General features: G+C 43.0%; 17 protein-coding genes. 1 reads left to right on the forward strand and 16 read right to left on the reverse strand.

The window, feature by feature from the left end; translation table 11 throughout:
* Positions 1-24: 24 nt before the first annotated feature.
* From ACWNM1_RS10270 to ACWNM1_RS10285, 4 genes are all read right to left on the reverse strand, one after another.
* Positions 25-7,098 (reverse strand): amino acid adenylation domain-containing protein, encoded by a 7,074-nt coding sequence (locus ACWNM1_RS10270; RefSeq protein ID WP_449600899.1) that lies wholly within the window; start codon positions 7,096-7,098, stop codon positions 25-27.
* Positions 7,099-7,115: 17 nt separating this feature from the next.
* A complete protein-coding gene (locus ACWNM1_RS10275; protein ID WP_449600900.1) occupies positions 7,116-7,859 on the reverse strand; it encodes a thioesterase II family protein in 744 nt (247 codons plus the stop codon).
* The gene (locus tag ACWNM1_RS10280; RefSeq protein WP_449600901.1) at positions 7,859-8,554 is read right to left on the reverse strand and encodes a 4'-phosphopantetheinyl transferase family protein; all 696 of its coding nucleotides are present in this window, start codon (positions 8,552-8,554) and stop codon (positions 7,859-7,861) included. Before ACWNM1_RS10280 ends, ACWNM1_RS10275 begins: the two co-directional genes overlap by 1 nt.
* A gap of 246 nt (positions 8,555-8,800) precedes the next feature.
* A complete protein-coding gene (locus ACWNM1_RS10285) occupies positions 8,801-9,274 on the reverse strand; it encodes a CcdC protein domain-containing protein (RefSeq protein ID WP_042192000.1) in 474 nt (157 codons plus the stop codon).
* A gap of 401 nt (positions 9,275-9,675) precedes the next feature.
* On the opposite strand from ACWNM1_RS10285, the gene ACWNM1_RS10290 reads away from it, so the two are divergent.
* Positions 9,676-9,846, forward strand: coding sequence for a hypothetical protein (locus ACWNM1_RS10290; RefSeq protein ID WP_156113190.1), 171 nt, complete (start codon positions 9,676-9,678; stop codon positions 9,844-9,846).
* Positions 9,847-9,909: 63 nt separating this feature from the next.
* Here the strand turns inward: ACWNM1_RS10290 and ACWNM1_RS10295 are convergent, their stop codons facing one another.
* From ACWNM1_RS10295 to ahpC, 12 genes are all read right to left on the reverse strand, one after another.
* Positions 9,910-10,494, reverse strand: coding sequence for a dihydrofolate reductase family protein (locus ACWNM1_RS10295; RefSeq protein ID WP_449600902.1), 585 nt, complete (start codon positions 10,492-10,494; stop codon positions 9,910-9,912).
* 68 nt (positions 10,495-10,562) lie between these two features.
* Positions 10,563-11,561 carry a protoglobin domain-containing protein gene (locus tag ACWNM1_RS10300; RefSeq protein ID WP_449600903.1) on the reverse strand — a complete coding sequence of 333 codons (999 nt, stop codon included), beginning with the start codon at positions 11,559-11,561 and terminating at the stop codon, positions 10,563-10,565.
* Between the two features lie 238 nt (positions 11,562-11,799).
* On the reverse strand, positions 11,800-12,423 hold the full coding sequence (locus ACWNM1_RS10305) for a nitrite reductase (RefSeq protein WP_449600904.1): 624 nt from the start codon (positions 12,421-12,423) through the stop codon (positions 11,800-11,802).
* Between the two features lie 32 nt (positions 12,424-12,455).
* The gene (locus ACWNM1_RS10310; protein WP_449600905.1) at positions 12,456-14,888 is read right to left on the reverse strand and encodes a heavy metal translocating P-type ATPase; all 2,433 of its coding nucleotides are present in this window, start codon (positions 14,886-14,888) and stop codon (positions 12,456-12,458) included.
* 207 nt (positions 14,889-15,095) lie between these two features.
* On the reverse strand, positions 15,096-15,194 hold the full coding sequence (locus ACWNM1_RS10315) for a four-helix bundle copper-binding protein (RefSeq protein ID WP_449600906.1): 99 nt from the start codon (positions 15,192-15,194) through the stop codon (positions 15,096-15,098).
* Positions 15,194-15,466: a glutaredoxin family protein gene (locus ACWNM1_RS10320; protein WP_449600907.1), complete on the reverse strand. Its 273-nt coding sequence runs from the start codon at positions 15,464-15,466 to the stop codon at positions 15,194-15,196. The genes ACWNM1_RS10315 and ACWNM1_RS10320 overlap by 1 nt, the downstream gene beginning before the upstream one ends.
* Positions 15,467-15,536: 70 nt before the next feature.
* On the reverse strand, positions 15,537-15,857 hold the full coding sequence (locus ACWNM1_RS10325; RefSeq protein ID WP_042131123.1) for a metal-sensitive transcriptional regulator: 321 nt from the start codon (positions 15,855-15,857) through the stop codon (positions 15,537-15,539).
* Between the two features lie 73 nt (positions 15,858-15,930).
* Positions 15,931-16,941: a cation diffusion facilitator family transporter gene (locus tag ACWNM1_RS10330; protein ID WP_449600908.1), complete on the reverse strand. Its 1,011-nt coding sequence runs from the start codon at positions 16,939-16,941 to the stop codon at positions 15,931-15,933.
* A gap of 238 nt (positions 16,942-17,179) precedes the next feature.
* Positions 17,180-17,896 (reverse strand): purine-nucleoside phosphorylase, encoded by a 717-nt coding sequence (gene deoD, locus ACWNM1_RS10335; protein WP_449600909.1) that lies wholly within the window; start codon positions 17,894-17,896, stop codon positions 17,180-17,182.
* 114 nt (positions 17,897-18,010) lie between these two features.
* Positions 18,011-18,334 (reverse strand): methyl-accepting chemotaxis protein, encoded by a 324-nt coding sequence (locus ACWNM1_RS10340; RefSeq protein ID WP_449600912.1) that lies wholly within the window; start codon positions 18,332-18,334, stop codon positions 18,011-18,013.
* A gap of 201 nt (positions 18,335-18,535) precedes the next feature.
* Positions 18,536-20,065 carry an alkyl hydroperoxide reductase subunit F gene (gene ahpF, locus ACWNM1_RS10345; RefSeq protein WP_042192017.1) on the reverse strand — a complete coding sequence of 510 codons (1,530 nt, stop codon included), beginning with the start codon at positions 20,063-20,065 and terminating at the stop codon, positions 18,536-18,538.
* Positions 20,066-20,079: 14 nt separating this feature from the next.
* Positions 20,080-20,643 (reverse strand): alkyl hydroperoxide reductase subunit C, encoded by a 564-nt coding sequence (ahpC, locus tag ACWNM1_RS10350; RefSeq protein ID WP_042192019.1) that lies wholly within the window; start codon positions 20,641-20,643, stop codon positions 20,080-20,082.
* Positions 20,644-20,656 lie beyond the last annotated feature (13 nt).

Consider the following 20,656-nt stretch of genomic DNA (forward strand, 5'->3'; position numbering starts at 1 on the left):
GCCTCTACCCCTAAACATTCGTTTTTAATTGCCGATGGATTCAAAGATCTCGCCAAGCAGTTCAAAATCAATTTGACCAGATGAGCAATCACTCGGCGTCAATTCCCCTTCTCTCCGGTTCTGACAATGCTCAATGATTGCCAGTAAGCTACGTCTGTAGGCCTCAGCGAAAGCATGTATGGCAGCTGGTTCTAAGGTTTCCCTATTATAGTGACAGACCATTTCAAGGCAGCCGCCGCTGATTACACCTTCCAAGGCTATCGCATGATTATGATTAAATTCCGGGTGCACTTCCTGTCCTCTATAGAGCTTCGATACACTGAATAACTGATTCTCGTTATCCATTTGCCCCATAAAGTTAAAGCTAATCACTGGCGGCGATATCTCACCAAGTTCTTGTCTATGCGCTGTGCTCAAGTATTTCAATACACCGTATCCGATACCATTATGTGGCACGGCCCTCAGCGTTTCTTTAGTTCGTTTGATGGAGTCTCCAATGTCATCGGGATCGATAAGCTCCAGCAGCAATGGATACACAGAGGTAAACCATCCTACTGTTCTAGTCACATCCGTATCAACAAACAATTCTTCGCGTCCATGACTTTCTATTGTAATCTTGATGGCTCGGCGTCCAATCCAATCTTTAACTGCTAAGCTAACTGCACACAGCAGTAAATCGTTAATTTCCGTGTTATAACTGCCATGGGTATCTTTCAGCAACGCCTCCGTCTGTTCACGGGTAAATAGCAAGGTAACACTGCTGGATTGGTTAACCATATGGGTGGAAGTTAGACCAGGATACAACGGTTCTTCTTCCCAGGAGGTGATTCTATTCCAGAAAGTAAGCTCCTTAAGCAGCTCTTCACTTTGAGCGTACTGCTTCATTTGTTCCGCCCAATAGAAGAATGAATCAGTCGATTCTGGAAGCTGAATTTTCGTATCATGCTCTGCCGTTTTTAACTGAGTATAGATATTTCTGAAATCCTCAAGAAGGATTCTCCATGACACCCCATCTACTATAAGGTGATGAATAACAATTAGAAGGTAATCACCCTCAGTTCTTCGGAATAACCCTAGCTTTACAAGTGGCCCATGTTCTATATTTAATCCCGCTTGAAGCGTATCCGCCTCTTCGCTCATTCTCTGTTCCGGATGCTCTTCTTCTCGCATGTCATACACTTTTACTGAAAATCCACCTTCGATCATAGAATCCGCTTGGATTATAGCCTCAAACTCAAACTGCCCTTCTGTGGTTCTTCTGAATTTGGCTCGCAGACCCTCATGTACATTGGACAGAAGATCGAAACTCCGTTCAACCCCTTCAGGGCTAAAGCCTTCTTGATGGAAGAGAAGCATGGATTGGTTAAAATGATGACGTACCCCTTCTGGATTCTGAAACAGCCAGTTCTGGATAGGCGTTAGCGCAGCCGATTCCAGCTTCACCTTTTCTCCTCCCCGCACAGATTTGGTCTTCACGAACGGTGCGATTCGGCGAATCGTATTTTGCTGAAGAATGTGCTTCACATCCAGTTGCAAGCCATATTTGTGTAATCGAGAGGCAACTTGAATGGCTTTGATCGAATCTCCACCCAAGCTATAGAAGTGATCTTCTGTCCCCGCAGTCTCACCGAGTACATCTTTCCATACTTCAACCAGAATCCGTTCCATGGTATTCGTAGGTGGTAACTTAATCATATTCGGAGCCTTTTCCGTCAGCCTTTGTGCAAGCTGCTTTTTGTCTATTTTTCCGTTAGGAGTAAGCGGTAAGCTCTCCAACAAGACAAGCTGAGCAGGAACCATATATTCAGGCAATTGTTCTCTTAGCTTCTCTCTGATCGATTCTTCGACAACACCAGAGTGAGCTGGGATACAATATCCATATAATTCGTTGCCTCCGTTATTCCCCGTCTTACTAATCACCACAGCTTCTCTAATCTCAGGATTAAGCAGCAGCTTCGCCTCTATCTCACCAAGCTCAATCCGATAGCCACGGACTTTGATTTGATCATCTAACCGCCCTTTATATTCAACGTTGCCATCTGTCAGCCAACGACCCCGATCTCCGGTTAGATACATTTTTCTACCAGGATGAAAAGGATCGTCCACAAACCTCTGGTTAGTTAACGTTTCGTTATGCAAATAACCTCTAGCGATTCCAGTACCCGCGATAGCAATCTCGCCTTCCACGCCTACCGGCTGTAATCTGAAATACGGATCTATGATGTAGATGGAGGTATTATCAATGGGTTTACCGATAGGAATCTTCCCACTGCTCTCCTCTACCTGAAAGCTAGTGGCTACAACCGTATGCTCTGTTGGACCGTAATTGTTAACTAGTTTATAACGCTGCGGAATAAACGACTTCAGAGTATCTCCTCCAGTTAGTAACAAGCGTAGGGATTGATTCTGAAGCGACATAAAAGGCTCGCAGATCGGCGTAGGCAGGAAACTCACCGTAATTCCGTTTAAATTCATATATTCATTTAATCGATGCACATCTTTGCGGAGATTCTCCTGAACGAGGTGAAGCTCGGCTCCGCATAACAGGGAGGGAAAGATCTCCCATACCGCTGCATCGAATCCAAATCCGGCAAACTGAGTCGTCCGGTCCTGCTCATTCAGTGCAAAAACCCGATGATGCCAATGACATAATTGGACCAGTGAGCGATGCTCTATCATAACCCCTTTTGGCTTCCCTGTAGACCCGGAGGTATAGATGATATAAGCCAGATCATCCGGTCCGCTCAAGGATTCCAAATCCTCCGCTCCGTAATCCAGACACCAATCCAGATGATCTATATCCAGCATTTCTATACCATAATCATCTGGAGCTGGGAATTGACTTTGTGTCAACAGGATCTCTGCACCACTATTGTGAAGCATATAAGAAATACGCTCTGCTGGATAATCAGGATCAATAGGAAGATAAGCTGCTCCACTCTTCAGAATGGCTAGGATTGCTGTAATCATATGCACGGATGGACGGGACATCACAGCGGCAATGCTGTCTTTTCCCAGACCTTTACTTATTAGTGCCCTTGCTAAGCGATTGGATTGTTCATTTAGCTCTCGGTATGTCAAACGTTCCGTTCCGCAGATCACCGCGGTCTGTTCCGGGGTTTTCCCCGATTGGCACATGAACCATTCGTAGGCTGTTATTTCTTCAGGAAAAGCTACGGATTCAGTATTGAAGATGTTCAGCAGCTGCTCCCTTTCCGGTATGGTAATCATCTCGAACTCTGAAATAGAATCATCCAGTCTTGTCACCAGCTGTTCCAATAGCTGTAAGTAGTGCTCGTTCATTCGCTCCACCGTCTCTGGTTTGAACGCGGAGGTGAGATACTCCCATTTCAAAGACAGCTCTTTGCCTTGCTCCGTTACGATCAGAGCTAACTTAAACCGGGATACAGGGTCTTGGAATGGATAAGGAATACCTTGGGCATTTCCCAGACGCAAGTCTGGCAGTTCCAGATTCTCCATCGAAAACAAAATATCAAATAATGGATTCCGTTCATGGCTGCGAGAGAACTCTAGCTGCGAAGCCAGCTTCTCAAAGGGATATAAGCTATGTTCAGAAGCCATCAGTACCTGTTGCTTGACTGCTTCCAGAAGTTCTCTTCCCGTTTGTGTACCGTACTGGCGTAGCCGTAAGGGTAAGGTATTCACAAACATGCCTACAACGGATGACATCTCTGAATGACTTCTTCCGTTATTTACCGTACCGACGATCATGTCCTCTTGACCGCTGTATCTGGATAATAAGAGCTGAAAGGCTCCTAACATTACCATATAGGGTGTTGTTCCGCTGCGGCCTGCCGCCTCCTTCACCTTGTCAGCTAATTTCCGGGTCAAGGGTAGTGTCAAATGGTCTCCTGCGGTTTGGGAATAAGGAATTCCCGAGTGATCGGTAGGCAATTGCAGAATCGGCAGTTCCCCTTCGAATAATTTTAGCCAATACTGTTCTGCTCTTCTGCCATCCTCCGTACACTGCTGTATCTCTAGCCAGTTCGAGCAATCCTTATACTGTATTCTTGCAGGAGTCGCGACCAACTCTCCATTGTATATAGCATTAAGCTGTCTCAGTAGAAGTCCGGTGGATATCCCGTCGCAGACTGAATGGTGAATATCCATTAATAGAAGCCCGCGTGAGGGTCCAAGCTCCTTCCATAAAGCCCGAAATAATGGAGCCTGGTGCAGATCAAACGGAGCGACAAAAGCTTGTATCGTCTCTTCAGCAGACTGTTGACTGTCACCAATCTTAAGGCTCAATACTGCTTGTTCGTGAACGTTCTGCCGAAGACCGTCTTCCTCCAGGCTAAAAGAGGTGCGGAGCGATTCGTGGCAGCGTATCAGTTCATTTAAAGCCATCTCGAGTCTGGTTAAATCCAGCTCCCCATGGATCTCAATGGCCATTGGCAAGTTGTAAGGAGTGCTCTCCGGGTTAGCCTGTGAGAGTGTATACATCCGCTGCTGCGCCGAGGAAGCAGGATAAGAGGCTTGCTCAGCTACCTTATCCATCGAAGTGGAAATCGTCTTGTCGCTCTGCTCGATAAAAGACGCCAAAGAACGAATATTCTTTAAGCGGAGCAGGTCAGCCAAGGTGATGCGAATCTCATAATGCTCTAGAATAGCGCTTATAATCACCGCAGCCTTCAAGGAATGGCCACCTAATAGGAGAAAATCATCCTCTACGCCTATCCGATCTGTGCCTAGCACCTGCTGCCATAATAGGGTTAACTCAGATTCCAATGGTTTTGATGGAGCAATATATAGGTTGTTATCATTTATAACAGTTGTTATAAGAAGTAGTTTCTTCCGATCAATCTTGCCACTAGCATTTAATGGGAATGACGTATCCACTTGGATGAACTGCTGGGGAAGCATATAATCTGGAAGCTTACTCAGTACATATTGTTGTAATTCAGAGGTTGTAATTTTACTTTCGAGTACTAAATATGCAGCAAGATATTTCTGACCCTCTTCGTTATTCTTATCAAGGACGGCTGCATTCTTAACAGCTGGATGTTGCAGCAGCACAGTTTCAATCTCCTCAGTCTCAATCCGGATACCTCTAACCTTCACCTGATGATCAATGCGTCCGATATACTCTACATTTCCGTCAGGAAGCCATTTGGCAAGGTCACCTGTCTTATAAATCCACTCGCCAGATTGAAAAGGATGTGGAACCAATTTTTCTCTGCTGACTTCCGGCAAATTCAAGTAACCGCGAGTTAATCCAATGCCTCCTATACACAGCTCCCCTGCAACGCCAATAGGCTGTGGGTTCTGATCAGGATCGATAATATAGAGCTGGAAATTAGCGATCGGTTTTCCGATAGGAACCGCTTTGAGCTTGCCTGCTGCAAGCTCTTTCGGCTTCTTCCAATAGGTTGCACAGATAGATGATTCGGTGGGTCCATAGCCATTTATATATTGAACTTGCTCCCCCCACTGTTCCAGTAAAGCAGGTGTAGAAGCCGAGCCTACTACAAAAAGATGTCTTAACGTATGTATGCGTTCAGGATGCAGGGATGCTGCATAAGCAGGTGGAAGTGTTGCAGTATTTACTTCATAATCATTTAAATAACGTTCAAATCGAATGAAATTATAGATGATGTCCCGGGGCGGGATACACAGTGTTCCTCCCGATGTCAGTGCCTGCAACCATTCCCAAATCGATGCATCAAACGATACATTAGCGAACTGTACTACACGTTTCGGCACATCCAGAGGGAACTCAGAGGCATACATCGTAGCCAGATTAACCAACCCTCGGTGTTCAATCATTACGCCTTTGGGTTTACCGGTTGTTCCCGAAGTGAAAATAATATACGCCAAATCCTCAAGCTTTCCCACATGCTTCGGCTTCTTGCTGCTGATGTTCTCCCATGATATCGTTACAAGCTCCAATCCTTTGTCGGTACGAATCATTTGTTTACCAGTATCGAAGTATACACAGCTCTTCAGGTCAGTCACCGCTGCCTGGTGCTCACACATTAATGCATGTTTTTGACAGGACAGTAAGGTTTCAATCCCTGAACTCTCGATGATATCCGTGATTCGATCTTGAGGTAAGCCCACGTGAATCGGTACAAAAGCACCTCCGCTCTTAAGAACTGCTAGGGATGCAATGATGTGCTCAAAACCACTCTCCATCAATAAGCCAATCCGGGTCTCCCGTCCCGTCTGCTTCTCACCTGCCAGAAAATTCGCCCATCGGTTCGCTTGTTCATCTAGTTCACGGTAAGAAATTTGACCGCCTTCGTGAACAATTGCCGGATGTTCTGCTGCAAGTTTAACCTGCTCTTCAAACAGCTCATGAATCGATTGTTGTACTGGAAGAAGGGTGTCCGTTGCATTGAAGTCAATCAGAATGCGGCGTTTTTCTAAGGTGGAGAGCATTTCGATAGAAGCAATAGGGGTAAATGGCTGCCGGAGGGCATTAGTGGCCATTCTGCTTAGATGACGGGACAAGCTGCGGATAGAAGCGCTGCGGAGGGCTGTCTTGCTATAAATCAAGCGCAGCGATAGATCATTATCACCTACAACGATATTCAGCGCCAGATCATAAGGAGTGAATGTACATAATGTCCTGCTTTCATAGATTGCAGAATGACCTATAGCATAGCTGTTCAACCGAGTTTCTCTTATCCATTCTGCAGTCCGCTCCATAAAAGCTTCAGCAGCATACCGCGGATTCTCTCTCGCATGATTCTCAGTTTGTTCCCAAACCTCTATAAAAGATTGTCCCGAATCTACCGTGCATAGGATCGGCTGTATCTCATGATAACCAGTGGAGCATTCGTAATTAATAAGGAAATTCTTCTCGCCAGTGTACCGATATAACACCATCGCATACAGCGTCATTATCCCTGAATATATCGAAAAACCGTGTGTATGTGCCAACTTACGGAAAGCGGTAAATGTTCGACTTGAAAATGTGAAATCCACAAAGCCCAGAGAGTCCTCATTCTTAACTGCTTGGCTGCTCAGTGGACTTCCCCATGAGAGATCCAGCTTCATATTCTCATCCTCATACCGTTCAAGCCATACCGGATCAGAGGATTTGGACAATTGATTAGCGGGTGTTGTAGACATTGAAATTGAAACCTCCTTTATTTCCCAGGTATAGCAACCCGGAAGATTCTCTCCAAATATAAGGCGATATAAATTTTCATAATGACATCATCCAACGATTCGTTAATAAAGAAATGATTACCCGGAAAAATACTGGTGCGACACTGTCCCATAGTCGTCTCCCCCCAGGATTGAAGGTCTTCTAGTGTAACCTGGACATCCCTTTTTCCTCCGAATGCACTGATGTTGGCTGAAAATTTGGGACGGTCTAATCTAGGTTGATACGTCTCGACTAATTTAAAATCGGCTCGTAGAATCGGGAGAAATAACTCACGAAGCTCTGTATGCTCCAACGCCTGTCTAGTGGTCCCCCCGTAGTTGAGCACTTCCTGTACAAACTCCTCATCAGATAACATATGAAAGTTATGATTAGGAGAGGGGATAAAAGGAGATCGTCTACCTGAGAAAAAAATATGCTCCGGCCCCGGCAGCCCCTTCTCTTGCAGCTTGTGACATAATTCAAACGCGATCAGACTGCCCATACTATGTCCAAATATCGCATAGGGCTCATACAACTCAGAGCGGATACTCTGATACAAATCTTCAACGGCTTCTTCCATATTTTCATAAAAAGGAAGATTCGACTTGCGACCTCTTCCGGCTAGTTCCAGCGGAATAAAATCCATATCATTCTTATCCGGTATCCGCTTCTTCCAGCGTTCATAAGTGACTGCAGAACCGCCCGCGTATGGAATACAGAACACTTTTATAGGATTCATCATTACGCCAACTCCAACTTAGGATAGTAAAAATCATTTAAACTCCACAACTTCAACTGCCCTGGTATGCTCTTGGGATGGCAGCAAACAGCACATTGATAACCAGTTATGTCATTAAAGGTCTCAAAAGACCAATCTTCCAGTAAATGATTCTGTATGTAACATTTGAACCTGCTTTCTTCCTGACTCTTTTGAATAGAAAAGGATTGTAAAGGGATTGACATCCCCTTCCCCAAAGCCTTGATATAACTCTCCTTCATGGTCCAAAGCTCGTAGAAGCGATTAGGATATTCATGCGAATCTGCTGCCAGATAGACTTTCTCTTCTTCCGTGAAGCAGAGATCTCCAATTGCGGGAGGTAAGGAATGACACTGTTCAATATCCGTTCCGATTGGCTGCTCGTCGAGAGCACATATGACCCAATCACCGGAGTGACTAATGTTAAAATGAATGTTCAGTCCGCTAACCTCTGGCTTACCATAAGGGTTTACCTGGAACTGGATACGTCTAACCGGCTGTCCAATTCTGTCGGCAATCACTGATTTGGCAAGGAAAATACCTGCAAGCGAACGCTCCGCATCTTCCCTTTTATAGAAGCTTGAGATCCGTTTGCGCATATCAGCATCAGTAGAAAGCAAAAGATGTAGATATTGCTGTTCCGGAATGCCACCTTCTATATGTAAAGCGTGCAATTCCATATCACTCACATCCTTTCCTGAAAATTATCCTTTAGCCGAGTGTGTTTCTTTCTTAAGTCAATCTTACAACAGCCTATCAGACCTTTCACCGAAAACCACCCCTGGTTTAACCACAAACCTTTTGCGCTTTTACGAGCCAAGCACCGCAATTATGTTGGTTCATCAACGCTCCAGTTGCGGGGTCCAGTTGCCCATAAAAAAAAGACCCGCAATCTACCCGCGGATCTTTTATTAAAACAAGTATCGTTATTCCATCGAAACGTCTGATTTAATCATCTTTTTAAACTTCAGATAACTGGCTAGTCTCCAAGGAATGATGTAGGACGACGCGACGATAAACAGCAGCACAGCCATATTTTGCGGTTCAATCTGGAGAAGATAACTTCTGAGAATAACACGCAAGATCAAGATCCCTACGAAAAAATAGAGAAAACCTATGTTCCTCTTGGTATAAATTCGGCCATCCCTTTTCTCATAAGCTGTTGTAATAATCAAAGGAACCGAGAAAGCTAATCCTACAAGTATAGCCAGCAGTGTTTCATTCTGTTGAAGATGTACCTGACCATTCAGCAGCAACAGTAGACCAGGGCTTAAGAATAGAATCGGCAGCATAATCCTAAACGCTCTTTTCCCCATAGGCCTATGTTCCGACATTAGTCTTCTCAGCACAATAATTGCAGCGACACCCAGCATAATGCTTAACATAAAGTTACTATTCATTTTGCACAGCTCCTTCCACGTAATATGCATCACTGGAATAAAGTGTATCTTATTATTTATAGCTTTACACCGAAAATCATTGTGGTAAAAACCGCAAATTTTAAGCTTGCCTCAGCATCCCTAGGGGAAGGGACCCTCCTTCATCCGAACAAGCGCCGGTTTACTAGGTACCGTAGGGAGCTGGTTAAACTGGTTAGCTGTAGATTTGTTACACTATATCATCAAAGGACTCAGTAAGTCCGAGACAACCATAAACTTAGCCGATGCTGAACTCCCCTAGGCCCCCTCAAAGTAAAAAGCCTCCAATTGAATTGGGAGTTTTCTACTATATAACTGTCAAGGTCTGGCATAAAATCCAGACTACCTTCTCATACTATGGGGAGAATATGGAGGTGAATGTCATGCCAAAAAATAACGCCAGTCCCAAAGGTGAACCAGGCAAACATCAACCAAGTAAGAAAAACAATGCACAGAATAACAATAACTTTAATGAAGCGGCTCAGATGGTAAACATCGATAAAGCTGCCGATTATGTTCCCAGCTTAAACGGTGTTTCCAAAACCGACGTCTAAACCGCACTGTTAAACAAAAAAACACTCCTCAGAATATTCTGAAGGAGTGTTTCATTTCAAAGATTATATGCGATACGTTAAGCCTACTACACCGTTACTGTAAGCTTTTGAGTCCACAAGATGAAGTGGGACTTGATTCGTGATCTCGTCAAAAAGACGCATTCCAGAGCCAACGACTACGGGACAGATATTAAGCCTAAGCTCATCTAACAATCCATTTTGTAATAGGGATCTCACTAATTTCGGACTACCAGGGATCTGAATGTTCTTTCCAGGCTGTTGCTTTAGCTTCATTATCTCCTCGAAGAGATTGCCCTTGATCAGGCTTGCAGGTTGCCATTCGAGCATGTCCTCCGTAATCGTACTGGAGACCAGATATTTGTCAGAATGGTTCAGGAATCTTGCCATGGGTAGGTCGTCACTCTGATGCTGCCAGAACTGGGCTAACATCTTGTAAGTACGTGGTCCAAGCAGTACAGTATCCGCCTGTGCAACACCCGCAGCAATCGTCTCATTCATTTCATTGCTCCCCCACTTCTTAGGTGAGGCTTCAAGCGAGTCTACAACCCCATCCAGCGACATGAATAATCCTGCCACAATCTTCCGAAGTGCATTTACCACTTTTTGCGCATGATGATCTTTAGACACTGTTACCGCTCCTCGCCCCAGAAATGAAGACCTAAAAATTTGATCTGAAAAATATAAGACTTTCTTGTTTATCTCAAGTTTTCTAACTCGACGGTCACTTTTTCAATCAGATTCACGAAAGAAGCTAGTTCTTGAGAGCCCTTCACCTGATCTCTAGAATACATGGAATTGTGTTCCGATTCTTTTTTCACCTTGGACAGTGTGGAGTTGATATTATTCAGCTTCTCATCAATCGTTCCTATTGAATCTTTAGAGCGACGAGCTAACTTGCGTACTTCATTCGCGACGACTTCAAAGCCTCTACCGTACTCCCCTGCTCTTGCCGCTTCAATGGCCGCGTTTAAGCCCAAAAGATGCGTATGATCAGCCACTTCCCTAATCATTGTACCCACTTGATGAATAGACTCTACCTCTTTGTCGAGATATAACACAGTTTGATGTGTTTTCTCTTGATAATCAGCATTCTTACTTGCTAATTCCTCGATCGATTCACTGCTATCTTTCAGTTGAACCATTAAGGATACTAATTCTTGAACCGCAGAACTAACACCTGTAAGCAAATGGTTTTGCTTTTCCAATAAATTTTCTATTTTTGCTTTTTCATCGACTTCGTAGGCTTCAAGAACCAACTGTGAATCCAGATTAAACATCTTGGTTAATGCATGAATGACGGGTTTCCAATCAGTCGGTAATATCCGTTCAAAATAAGCTGTAGCGAGATCCAAATATAATATGTAAGTGCCCAAATACCAATTCGTTGTCAGACCAATACGCGAGTGAATTTTACCTATAAGCAGTCGTCTTTCAATAAATGCTTCATCAATCACACCCGAGGCCATGGATAAAAAATACCACTGTTGTGTTTCCTTCAATCGATCAAGCGTACTATGCTGTTCAATGATATGGAGTAGCTCAGGTTCCTCTATCATCTGCTTATACAATTCATCTACAAGGGAGCTTACGATTTGCTTGAATTCTTTCTCCTTACTTTTCATTACATTTAAATCAGCCTCAGTAATCCCAATATAGCTAACTTGCTGTTGTCGCTCTGAACTAAGATTGATCATAATTTGGTCAACTTCCCTCTCATTCTGTTTATATAATGATCATCGCATCTTCCATGCCATCCCCTATGGCATCTATTTATCTTGATAATAAAGGTATTATTTTTATAAATTTTAACACTTTATTTACTTAAATAGTTTATTAATTTTACAAACTTTGCATTTCATAGCATTATTCTTAGATCACAGTAAAAAGAGGAGCTCCTATAAAGGAAGCCCCTCTTAAATTTAAAACCTTATCCTACACAGCAACAACTTGTTGCAGCAATTCTATCGTCATCCGGTCAATGAATTTCTTGAATTTCTCTTTCCCTTTGGCGTTGGCCTTGTAGTAGTTAATCAATGACAAAATCACTGGAATGAGTTGATCTTCACTTAGCCTTGATCTAAGAGATTGCGCGATTGAAGTCTTAAGTCCTTTAGGTTCTCCTCCAATAAAAACCTCATAGGTATTACGCATTTTCACAACGCTGATGTCCTTCAACAAAGGCTCACTTGTTCCGAGTGCACAGCCCGCATAACCAATCTTCAGTGGCATAGGTGTTTCAATCCCTGCTATGGACTGATTTAACTTCTGTGCAACTGCCAGACCTGCTTCCTCAGCCCCTTTACAAAAATTACAGGCAATCAGGCTTTTCGTGACAAAACCCGCTGGATATACTTCCAAGCCCGTACGCTCAAGTTGTTCCACAATCTCTTCACGATGTTCCAGAGGTACCTCCAAATATAGCTGTTTAAAAGATGTCATTTCAATTCCTGCATTCGTCCCTACAATAGCTCCAATTGTAGCAAGCTGCTCTGGTGTGAACAGGCTTCCTCCCACTTGAATTGGAGGCGCAACTGCGATTTTCGTTATCTCTCCCATATCCTTATCACCGTCTCCATTCCTCAAGCGATTTAGTTACGGATCTTCACACGTTGTAGACGAAGCGCGTTAAGTACAACGGAAACCGAACTGAGCGCCATTGCTGCACCCGCTACCCACGGAGCCAGGAAACCAAGTGCTGCAATCGGAATGCCAAGTGAGTTGTAGCCAAGTGCCCAGAATAGATTTTGTTTAATATTGGTCATCGTTTTACGACTCATGTAGATAGCGTCGGGAATACTGGATAGATCGCCTCGCATTAAAGTAACATCCGCAGCTTCCATAGCCACGTCCGTACCGGTACCAATTGCCATTCCAATATCTGCCGTAGCAAGGGCAGGAGCATCGTTAATGCCATCGCCAACCATAGCTACTATCTTTCCTTGTGCTTGTAATTTTTTCACTTCCTCCGCTTTTCCTTCTGGAAGTACTTCAGCGCGTACATGATCAATGCCAACTTGGGCTGCGATCGCCTTTGCCGTACGTTCGTTATCTCCGGTAATCATAATGACCTGGATTCCCATTCCTTTCAAGCGACTGACAGCAGCCTGAGAGGTTTCTTTGATAGTATCCGCTACAGCTACCATACCCACGTACCCTTTATTTATAGCCACAAGCATTGCTGTTTTTCCTGACTCTTCTAAAGTGGACATGATGTTATAAGCATGACTTGCCTCTACACCGTATTTGTCCATGAGACGCCGAGTACCAATTAACAGCTCTTTGCCTTCCACGACAGCCTTGATCCCATAACCCGGTATAGCTTCAAAAGATTCAGTCGCTGGCAATTCAATATTTCTTTCCAAGATGCCTGCGACAATAGCTTCCGCAAGTGGATGTTCTGAATTCTTCTCGGCCGCACCCACCAGTCTAAGAAATTCTGTCTCGTTGCCTTCGACCAAAATATCGGTAAGCTCAGGTTTGCCCTTGGTTACAGTGCCTGTTTTATCCAAGATAATCGTATCAATTTTATGTGTTTGTTCTAAATGCTCTCCACCTTTGAACAGAATTCCCAGTTCAGCTGCACGTCCGGAACCAGCCATAATGGAGGTTGGCGTAGCCAGACCCAAAGCACAAGGGCAAGCGATAACCAGAATGGCGATTGCTTTTTCCAAAGCTCCTGCAAAATCACCCGGTGTTACGATGAAGTACCACACTAAAAATGCAATAACAGCAATCCCAACAACGATAGGAACAAAGATACCGGAGATGATGTCAGCAACCCGTTGAATAGGAGCTTTTGAACCTTGCGCTTCTTCTACCACTTTGATGATCTGCGCAAGAGCAGTTTCTTTACCTACTTTTGTTGCTTTAATTCGAAGCATACCGTTTTTATTAATCGTCGCTCCAATGACGGAATCTCCGGCTTTCTTTTCAACAGGGAGGCTTTCGCCTGTCAGCATGGATTCATCTACCGAAGAGATCCCTTCCAGAACTTCACCATCCACAGGTACTTTATTCCCTGGACGAACAAGTACTATATCACCAGTAATAACTTCCTCTACCGGAATGCTTAATTCTTCACCGTCGCGGACAACTAAAGCTGTCTTGGCTTGCAGTCCCATCAAGGATTTAATAGCTTCTGAGGTCCGTCCTTTTGCCAAGGATTCGAACAATTTCCCCATTAGAACCAGAGTAATCAATACTGCACTCGTTTCATAATACATTTCTGGTCCATGATGCGCGCTCCCACCATCGACAGCCCAAACTATGGTTAAATAAAGGCTGTAAAAAAAGGCCGCTGAGGTCCCAAGTGAAACTAGAACATCCATGTTCGCACTGCCGTTACGTAGCGCTTTATAAGCACCGATGTAAAATTGTTTACCAATATAAAATTGAACTGGTGTTGCCAAAATCAATTGGAACCATGGATTCATAAAAAGATCAGGCAGCCATATCCACGAAGTGAAGGAAAAGTGGCTCACCATCGCCCACAGCAGTGGAAACGATAGAATCGCGGAGATCAGCAGCTTACGTTTTTGCTTGGATAAATCTTGTTGTCGCTGTTCCGCTGGGTCACCTTGCTCTTGTTTGGGAACAGCCTTGTATCCAAGCTTCTCCACCCGCTTCTGCATGTCAGATACAGAAACTTCAACGGGATTATATTCGACATGTGCTGTTTCCATCGCAAAGTTCACACTGGCAGTGCTTACGCCAGGCAGTTTATTCAGAGTCTTTTCAATTTTCAATGCACAAGCAGCGCATGTCATACCTACAAGCTGTAAATCTACAGCTTCTTTAGCCGTGCTATACCCTAGCTTCTGAATACTTGCTTCCATCTTACTTACGTCCACTATGTTCGGATCATAAGTCACTGTAGCCCTTTCCATTGCAAAGTTTACGTTGGCTTCTGTTACACCTTCTAACTTGTTCAAGCCTTTTTCTATGCGGTTTGCACAAGCAGCACAAGTCATCCCTGTGATTTGTAATGAAGTTTGTGATTGTCCCGCCGCAGCAGTAGTCATTATATAAACACCTCTTCCACTTTTATGATGATTTCTATTGTTTGTATCATCCTCTTATTGATGCTAGTATACCCCCCTACCCTATATTATGTCAAGCGACAAGCTCTACACAATTGCACCTAAAAAGGAGCCTTCTCAATAACAGAAATCCTGTTTCTGAGAAAACTCCTTCATGAATCCGTCCTCTCTGAAGAGAGTCCTACTGAGTTAAGCGGCCATTTCACGGCAAATTTTCGCACAGGCAAAACATGCTTCTGCACATTGCTGGCAATGATCATGCTCAGAGAAATTGTCCGAACTGAACATTAGACATGCAACTGTTTCTCAATTTCTTGACGATTGAACACAAAACCGAAGAATACCTGATTGTTAATGAAAATGGTAGGAACCAATCTTTTTCCCGTTCGATTAAATAACGTATCTGCATGGTCAGGATGATCTGCAATATTAAATTCAGTAAATGGAATATGATGCTCACCTAAGAACTTTTTAAAATTTCTGCAATCCTCACAAGTCGGTGTTGTATATACCTCTACGTTCATATGGTCGTCCTCCTTCAGTATATTTTCTAACAACATTAGTATACCCCCCTATACTATATATGAATCTAAATAAAAAAGGATTCCAACGAATCCTTTCTATTATCAATTATTTAATTAATTTATTGATGGTAATTAATAACTCATCTAACACTTCATTTTCACCATCTTGAATTCGTTCTACGACACAGCTCTTCATATGATGTTCTAACAAAAGCTTTCCTACGCCGTTCAAAGCAGATTGGACCGAAGAGATTTGATGCAGCACATCATCACAATAGGTGTCCTTCTCAATTAATCCCTTTAGCCCTCTTACTTGTCCTTCAATTCTATTGAGTCGGCTAACCAGGTTCTTTTTAGTCTTCTCAGAGTGATGACTTTTTCGTTCACCCGTGCTACATGATTCGTGCTCGTGCGTATGATCTTCCATGCACCAATCACTCCTTTCCATATAGTTTTATTATACTATAGCCCCCCGAATCTATTCAAAATATAAAATATAATTAGACTTTCATCACTTCATGGGATATCACCGATGTCTCAATTTGAATAGTAGTATGCTGGATTTTGAAGCGTTGCGCTATTAACTGAATGGCTTGCTGCAATATACGTTGATCATCTTCCTGATCTTTGATTAAGAGATGGCAGCTTAGTGAATCAAGACCCGAGGTAATTGTCCAAATATGAAGATCATGAACATTTATAACGCCCTCGATATTTTCTAGAACTGCCTTCACCTCAGATGGATTCACTGTAATCGGTGTACCTTCCATAAGAACATGAACGGTATGTTTGATGATTCCCCAAGCGCCTCTAAGAATTAATAGAGCGACTAGTACGCTTATAATCGGGTCAGCAATATACCAGCCAAAAATCATCATAACTAAACCTGCAACAATAGCTCCTACCGAGCCTAAGGCATCGCCAAGCACATGAAGATAAGCGCTGCGAAGGTTAATGTTATTCTTTACATCTCCTTTTCTCATAAGAGACCAAGCACTAGCAACATTCGCTAAAAGACCTATACATGCGATCAGCATCATAGAGCCACTTGCAACTGTAGGCGGCTCGAAGAATCGTCCATAGGCTTCCACGATGATAAAACCAGCAACTACAAATAACGTGACCCCGTTCAATAGTGCCGCTAAAATTTCAAAGCGATGAAATCCATAAGTTTTATTGGGAGAGGCAGGTTTAGTTGCAAACCAGACCGCTACTAGGCTTAATGCTAAGGAGCTTGCATCGTTTAGCATATGCCCACTGTCCGATAGCAGCGCTAAGCTGTTAGTGACCAGTCCGCCAAAAAACTCCAAAAACATAATTCCTACTGTAATTATTAATGCAATCATTAGCCCTTTTTTGTTTCCGCTAGGATCAAAATGATGATGACCGTGAGGCCCATGGGAATGATCATGTCCTGCATGGGAATGATTGTGATCGCTGTGATCGTGATCGGAGAGTTCCCCGTCTACATGCTCATTCTGATGATTGTGATTATTCTTCTTGTTCTTCATGATTTGCCTCCTATTTACCTTCAGCAAGATAGTATTTGTATGCGCGCGCAGTGGTATTCAAAAGCTCCAGATCATAATAACATATGAACAAGTGCTCATATGTTATTATGATCTGGATTTTTCTTCTTGTCAATAACGAAACTAAGGGGTATAGCCTCTTTAATCTTGAAAACACAAAAAAACATCTCTATACAATATCTGTATAAAGATGTTTTAGTTTATCTTTCACTTTTTAATCTTAAAGAGAGATCGCTGCTTCTAATGCAACTTCCATCATGCTGTTGAAAGAATTTTGTCTTTCTTCTGCAGTGGTTACTGCATGAGTAACTAATGAATCTGAAATGGTAAGAATACATGCTGCTTGTTTACCTAATACTTTCGCATTATGGAACAATGCATAGCTCTCCATTTCTACACATACACAGTTATGTTCATTGTAAAATTCATTGTGGCCTGGCACGTTGTCCTCATGATAGAATACATCGCTTGAATGAATTCTTGCAGTCAAAAGTGGCTTGTTAATACGTTTAGCCGCTTCTTCAATGACTACGTTCAATTCTTTACTTGGCAGCTGCACGTCTCCTTCTACACCACTTTGCACATAGGCGTATGTAGATTCACTCCACGCACTATCCGCCAGCACCACATCAAATAAATTCAATTTATCTGTGTAGGCACCTGCACTACCGATGCGAATGATGTTTTCCACACCATAATTTTTGTATAGTTCATAAGAATAAATACCGATACTTGGCATTCCCATTCCCGAACCCATTACTGACACTTCTTTACCTTTGTAAGTGCCTGTATATCCAAACATATTCCGTACCGTATTAAATTGGGTTGGGTTCTCCAAATAGGTTTCTGCGATATACTTCGCTCTTAACGGATCTCCTGGCATTAATACTGTTTTGGCGACTTCACCATTTTGTGCTGCATTGTGCGGCGTTGACATAATTTATTCCTCCTAAGTTTGTTACTCAACTACTATCTTACTATACCATCCATGAATTTAAATATACGTTTAAAATATTCTTTTGTTTCAACAAAAAAAGAACTGATTCTCTTGCTACAATTTATTCGCAAACTCGTTAAGCTTTTGGGACATTATTTTTATTTCCTCAATAAATGCAGAAGTATGCTGAACAGATGCAGCCTGTTCTTGTCCGATAGCAGCTATCTTCTCTATCGAATTAGCCATTTGGTTCGTAATCCCCTTAATTTGTAGCATGGTTTCATTTATGTTTTGAGTTGAAGAAACGGTTTCCCGTGAAAATTTCCGAATTTCCTTAGCTACGACTTCAAACCCTCTTCCCTTCTCACCTGCATGAGCCGCTTCTATTGCTGCATTCAGCCCGAGTAAATTCGTTTGGTCAGCAACCTTTTTAATAATCGATAGGACCTCACCGTGCTAAATTCTCAATTTTGCTTAATTCATATTTGAAATATGTATTCGAGGAATTCTCATAAAATCCTCCAAAAAAGTTTACAAATCCCCTTTTTTAGCTCATAACATACGGATAGCATACAAAAAAAGCCCTCACCTTGTGAAAAGTGAGGGCTTTGGGTTACTTGCTTTTATTAACAGTATCGATTAGTTGCGGATCAGATAATCAAATGCACCTAAAGCTGCAGTTGCACCGGATCCCATCGAAATGATGATTTGTTTATAAGCACTATTAGTGCAATCGCCAGCAGCAAATACTCCTGGTACATTTGTGGCACCATGGCTATCTACAACGATCTCGCCAACGCGAGTACGTTCAACCATGTCACCTAACCAATCTGTGTTCGGAACCAAACCGATCTGTACAAACACACCCTGTAATTCAATATGATGAGTTTCTTCTGTCGCACGATCGATATAAGAAATACCATCTACCTTATCAGTTCCGGTAATTTCTTTCGTTTGCACGTTCTTAAGCACAGTAACGTTAGGTAGGCTGTAGAGACGATCTTGCAGTACAGCATCTGCTTTGAGCTCTGGAGCAAATTCCAGAACCGTTACATGCTTCACTATACCCGCAAGGTCAATAGCTGCCTCAATCCCTGAATTACCGCCGCCGACAACGGCAACATCTTTGCCTGCAAATAAAGGACCATCACAGTGTGGGCAGTAGGCTACGCCTTTATTCTTGAATTCAGCTTCACCAGGCACACCCATATTGCGCCAACGAGCACCTGTCGACAAAATGACCGTCTTACTCTTTAGAACAGCACCGTTCTCGAGTTCAACTTCAATTAAATCATTCTTATCTAAACGTGTGGCACGTTGTAACTTCATCACATCAATGCCATACTCTTTCACTTGCTCTTCGAGTTTAGCCACTAGCTGAGGACCTTCAATGTAATTTACACTGATAAAGTTCTCAATGCCAAGTGTGTCGTTAACCTGTCCGCCTAAGCGTTCAGCGACAATCCCTGTGCGAATTCCTTTACGCGCTGCGTAAATTGCTGCACTTGCACCTGCTGGGCCACCGCCAACAACAAGTACATCATAAGGAGCTTTATTGTCAAACTCTGATGCGTCTACAGTACTACCCATTTTAGCTAGAATTTCTTCAACCGTCATACGACCACTTTCGAAAAATTCACCGTTAAGGTAAACGCTTGGAACAGACATAATTTCTTTGCGTTCTACCTCTTCTTTGAACACTCCGCCGTCAATCATCGTATGGGTAATGCCAGGATTGAAGATACTCATTAGGTTCAGTGCTTGTACAACATCAGGGCAATTGTGACAGCTTAGGCTGACATAAGTTTCAAACTTATATTCGCCATTAATGCTTTTGATCTGATCAATAACACTTTGCTCAACCTTAGGCGCTCTTCCGCTAACTTGCAATAGAGCCAACACTAATGAAGTAAACTCATGTCCTAGCGGAGTTCCAGCAAAGGTTACGCCCGTATCTTCACCCACACGATTTACGCTAAAGCTTGGGGTTCTAGGCAGTTCGGTTTTTTCTACCGTTATCCTAGCTGACATTTTGGCAATTTCATCAACCAGCGCTTCCATCTCTTGAGATGCTTCGTCAGAGCCTGCACTGATTTTCAGTACTACGTCGCCTTCCAAGAGTTCTAGGTATTGAGCTAGTTGAGCTTTTATTTCTTGATCTAATTTCATTTAGCTTTCGCTCCTTAAATCTTACCTACAAGATCGAGACTTGGTTTAAGCGTTTCTGCACCTTCGGACCATTTCGCTGGGCAAACTTCACCTGGATGATTGCGTACATATTGTGCTGCTTTGATTTTGTTAACAAGTGCACTAGCATCGCGACCAATACCACCAGCATTAATTTCAACGGTTTGGATAATACCGTCTGGATCAATGATGAATGTACCACGATCAGCAAGACCGTCAGCTTCGATCAGAACATCAAAGTTACGGGAAATCACATGAGAAGGATCGCCGATCATAATGTATTTTACCTTGCCAATAGCTGCAGAGCTTTCATGCCATGCTTTATGTGTAAAGTGAGTATCTGTGGAAACGGAATATACTTCAACACCCAGTTGTTTCAGGGTTTCATATTGGTTCTGCAGATCTTCAAGTTCAGTTGGGCAGACGAATGTAAAGTCAGCTGGGTAGAAGCAAACTACACTCCATTTACCTTTGAAGTTTTCTTCTGATACATCGATGAATTTCCCATCTTGAAATGCGCTTGCTTTGAATGGTAGGACTTCTGTTCCGATAAGTGACATATTATTTAAATCT

It is taken from the genome of Paenibacillus sp. Marseille-Q9583 (genome assembly GCF_976954365.1).

Bases quoted from the DNA above. Each gene is read 5' to 3' on its own strand.
- ACWNM1_RS10270 (WP_449600899.1), bottom strand. From the start codon at position 7,098: ATGTCTACAACACCCGCTAATCAATTGTCCAAATCCTCTGATCCGGTA.
- ACWNM1_RS10285 (WP_042192000.1), bottom strand. From the start codon at position 9,274: ATGAATAGTAACTTTATGTTAAGCATTATGCTGGGTGTCGCTGCAATT.
- ACWNM1_RS10330 (WP_449600908.1), bottom strand. From the start codon at position 16,941: ATGAAGAACAAGAAGAATAATCACAATCATCAGAATGAGCATGTAGAC.
- ACWNM1_RS10280 (WP_449600901.1), bottom strand. From the start codon at position 8,554: ATGGAATTGCACGCTTTACATATAGAAGGTGGCATTCCGGAACAGCAA.
- ACWNM1_RS10310 (WP_449600905.1), bottom strand. From the start codon at position 14,888: ATGACTACTGCTGCGGCGGGACAATCACAAACTTCATTACAAATCACA.
- ACWNM1_RS10315 (WP_449600906.1), bottom strand. From the start codon at position 15,194: ATGTTCAGTTCGGACAATTTCTCTGAGCATGATCATTGCCAGCAATGT.
- deoD (WP_449600909.1), bottom strand. From the start codon at position 17,896: ATGTCAACGCCGCACAATGCAGCACAAAATGGTGAAGTCGCCAAAACA.
- ACWNM1_RS10290 (WP_156113190.1), top strand. From the start codon at position 9,676: ATGCCAAAAAATAACGCCAGTCCCAAAGGTGAACCAGGCAAACATCAA.
- ahpF (WP_042192017.1), bottom strand. From the start codon at position 20,065: ATGAAATTAGATCAAGAAATAAAAGCTCAACTAGCTCAATACCTAGAA.
- ahpC (WP_042192019.1), bottom strand. From the start codon at position 20,643: ATGTCACTTATCGGAACAGAAGTCCTACCATTCAAAGCAAGCGCATTT.
- ACWNM1_RS10300 (WP_449600903.1), bottom strand. From the start codon at position 11,561: ATGATCAATCTTAGTTCAGAGCGACAACAGCAAGTTAGCTATATTGGG.
- ACWNM1_RS10305 (WP_449600904.1), bottom strand. From the start codon at position 12,423: ATGGGAGAGATAACGAAAATCGCAGTTGCGCCTCCAATTCAAGTGGGA.
- ACWNM1_RS10325 (WP_042131123.1), bottom strand. From the start codon at position 15,857: ATGGAAGATCATACGCACGAGCACGAATCATGTAGCACGGGTGAACGA.
- ACWNM1_RS10275 (WP_449600900.1), bottom strand. From the start codon at position 7,859: ATGATGAATCCTATAAAAGTGTTCTGTATTCCATACGCGGGCGGTTCT.
- ACWNM1_RS10320 (WP_449600907.1), bottom strand. From the start codon at position 15,466: ATGTTGTTAGAAAATATACTGAAGGAGGACGACCATATGAACGTAGAG.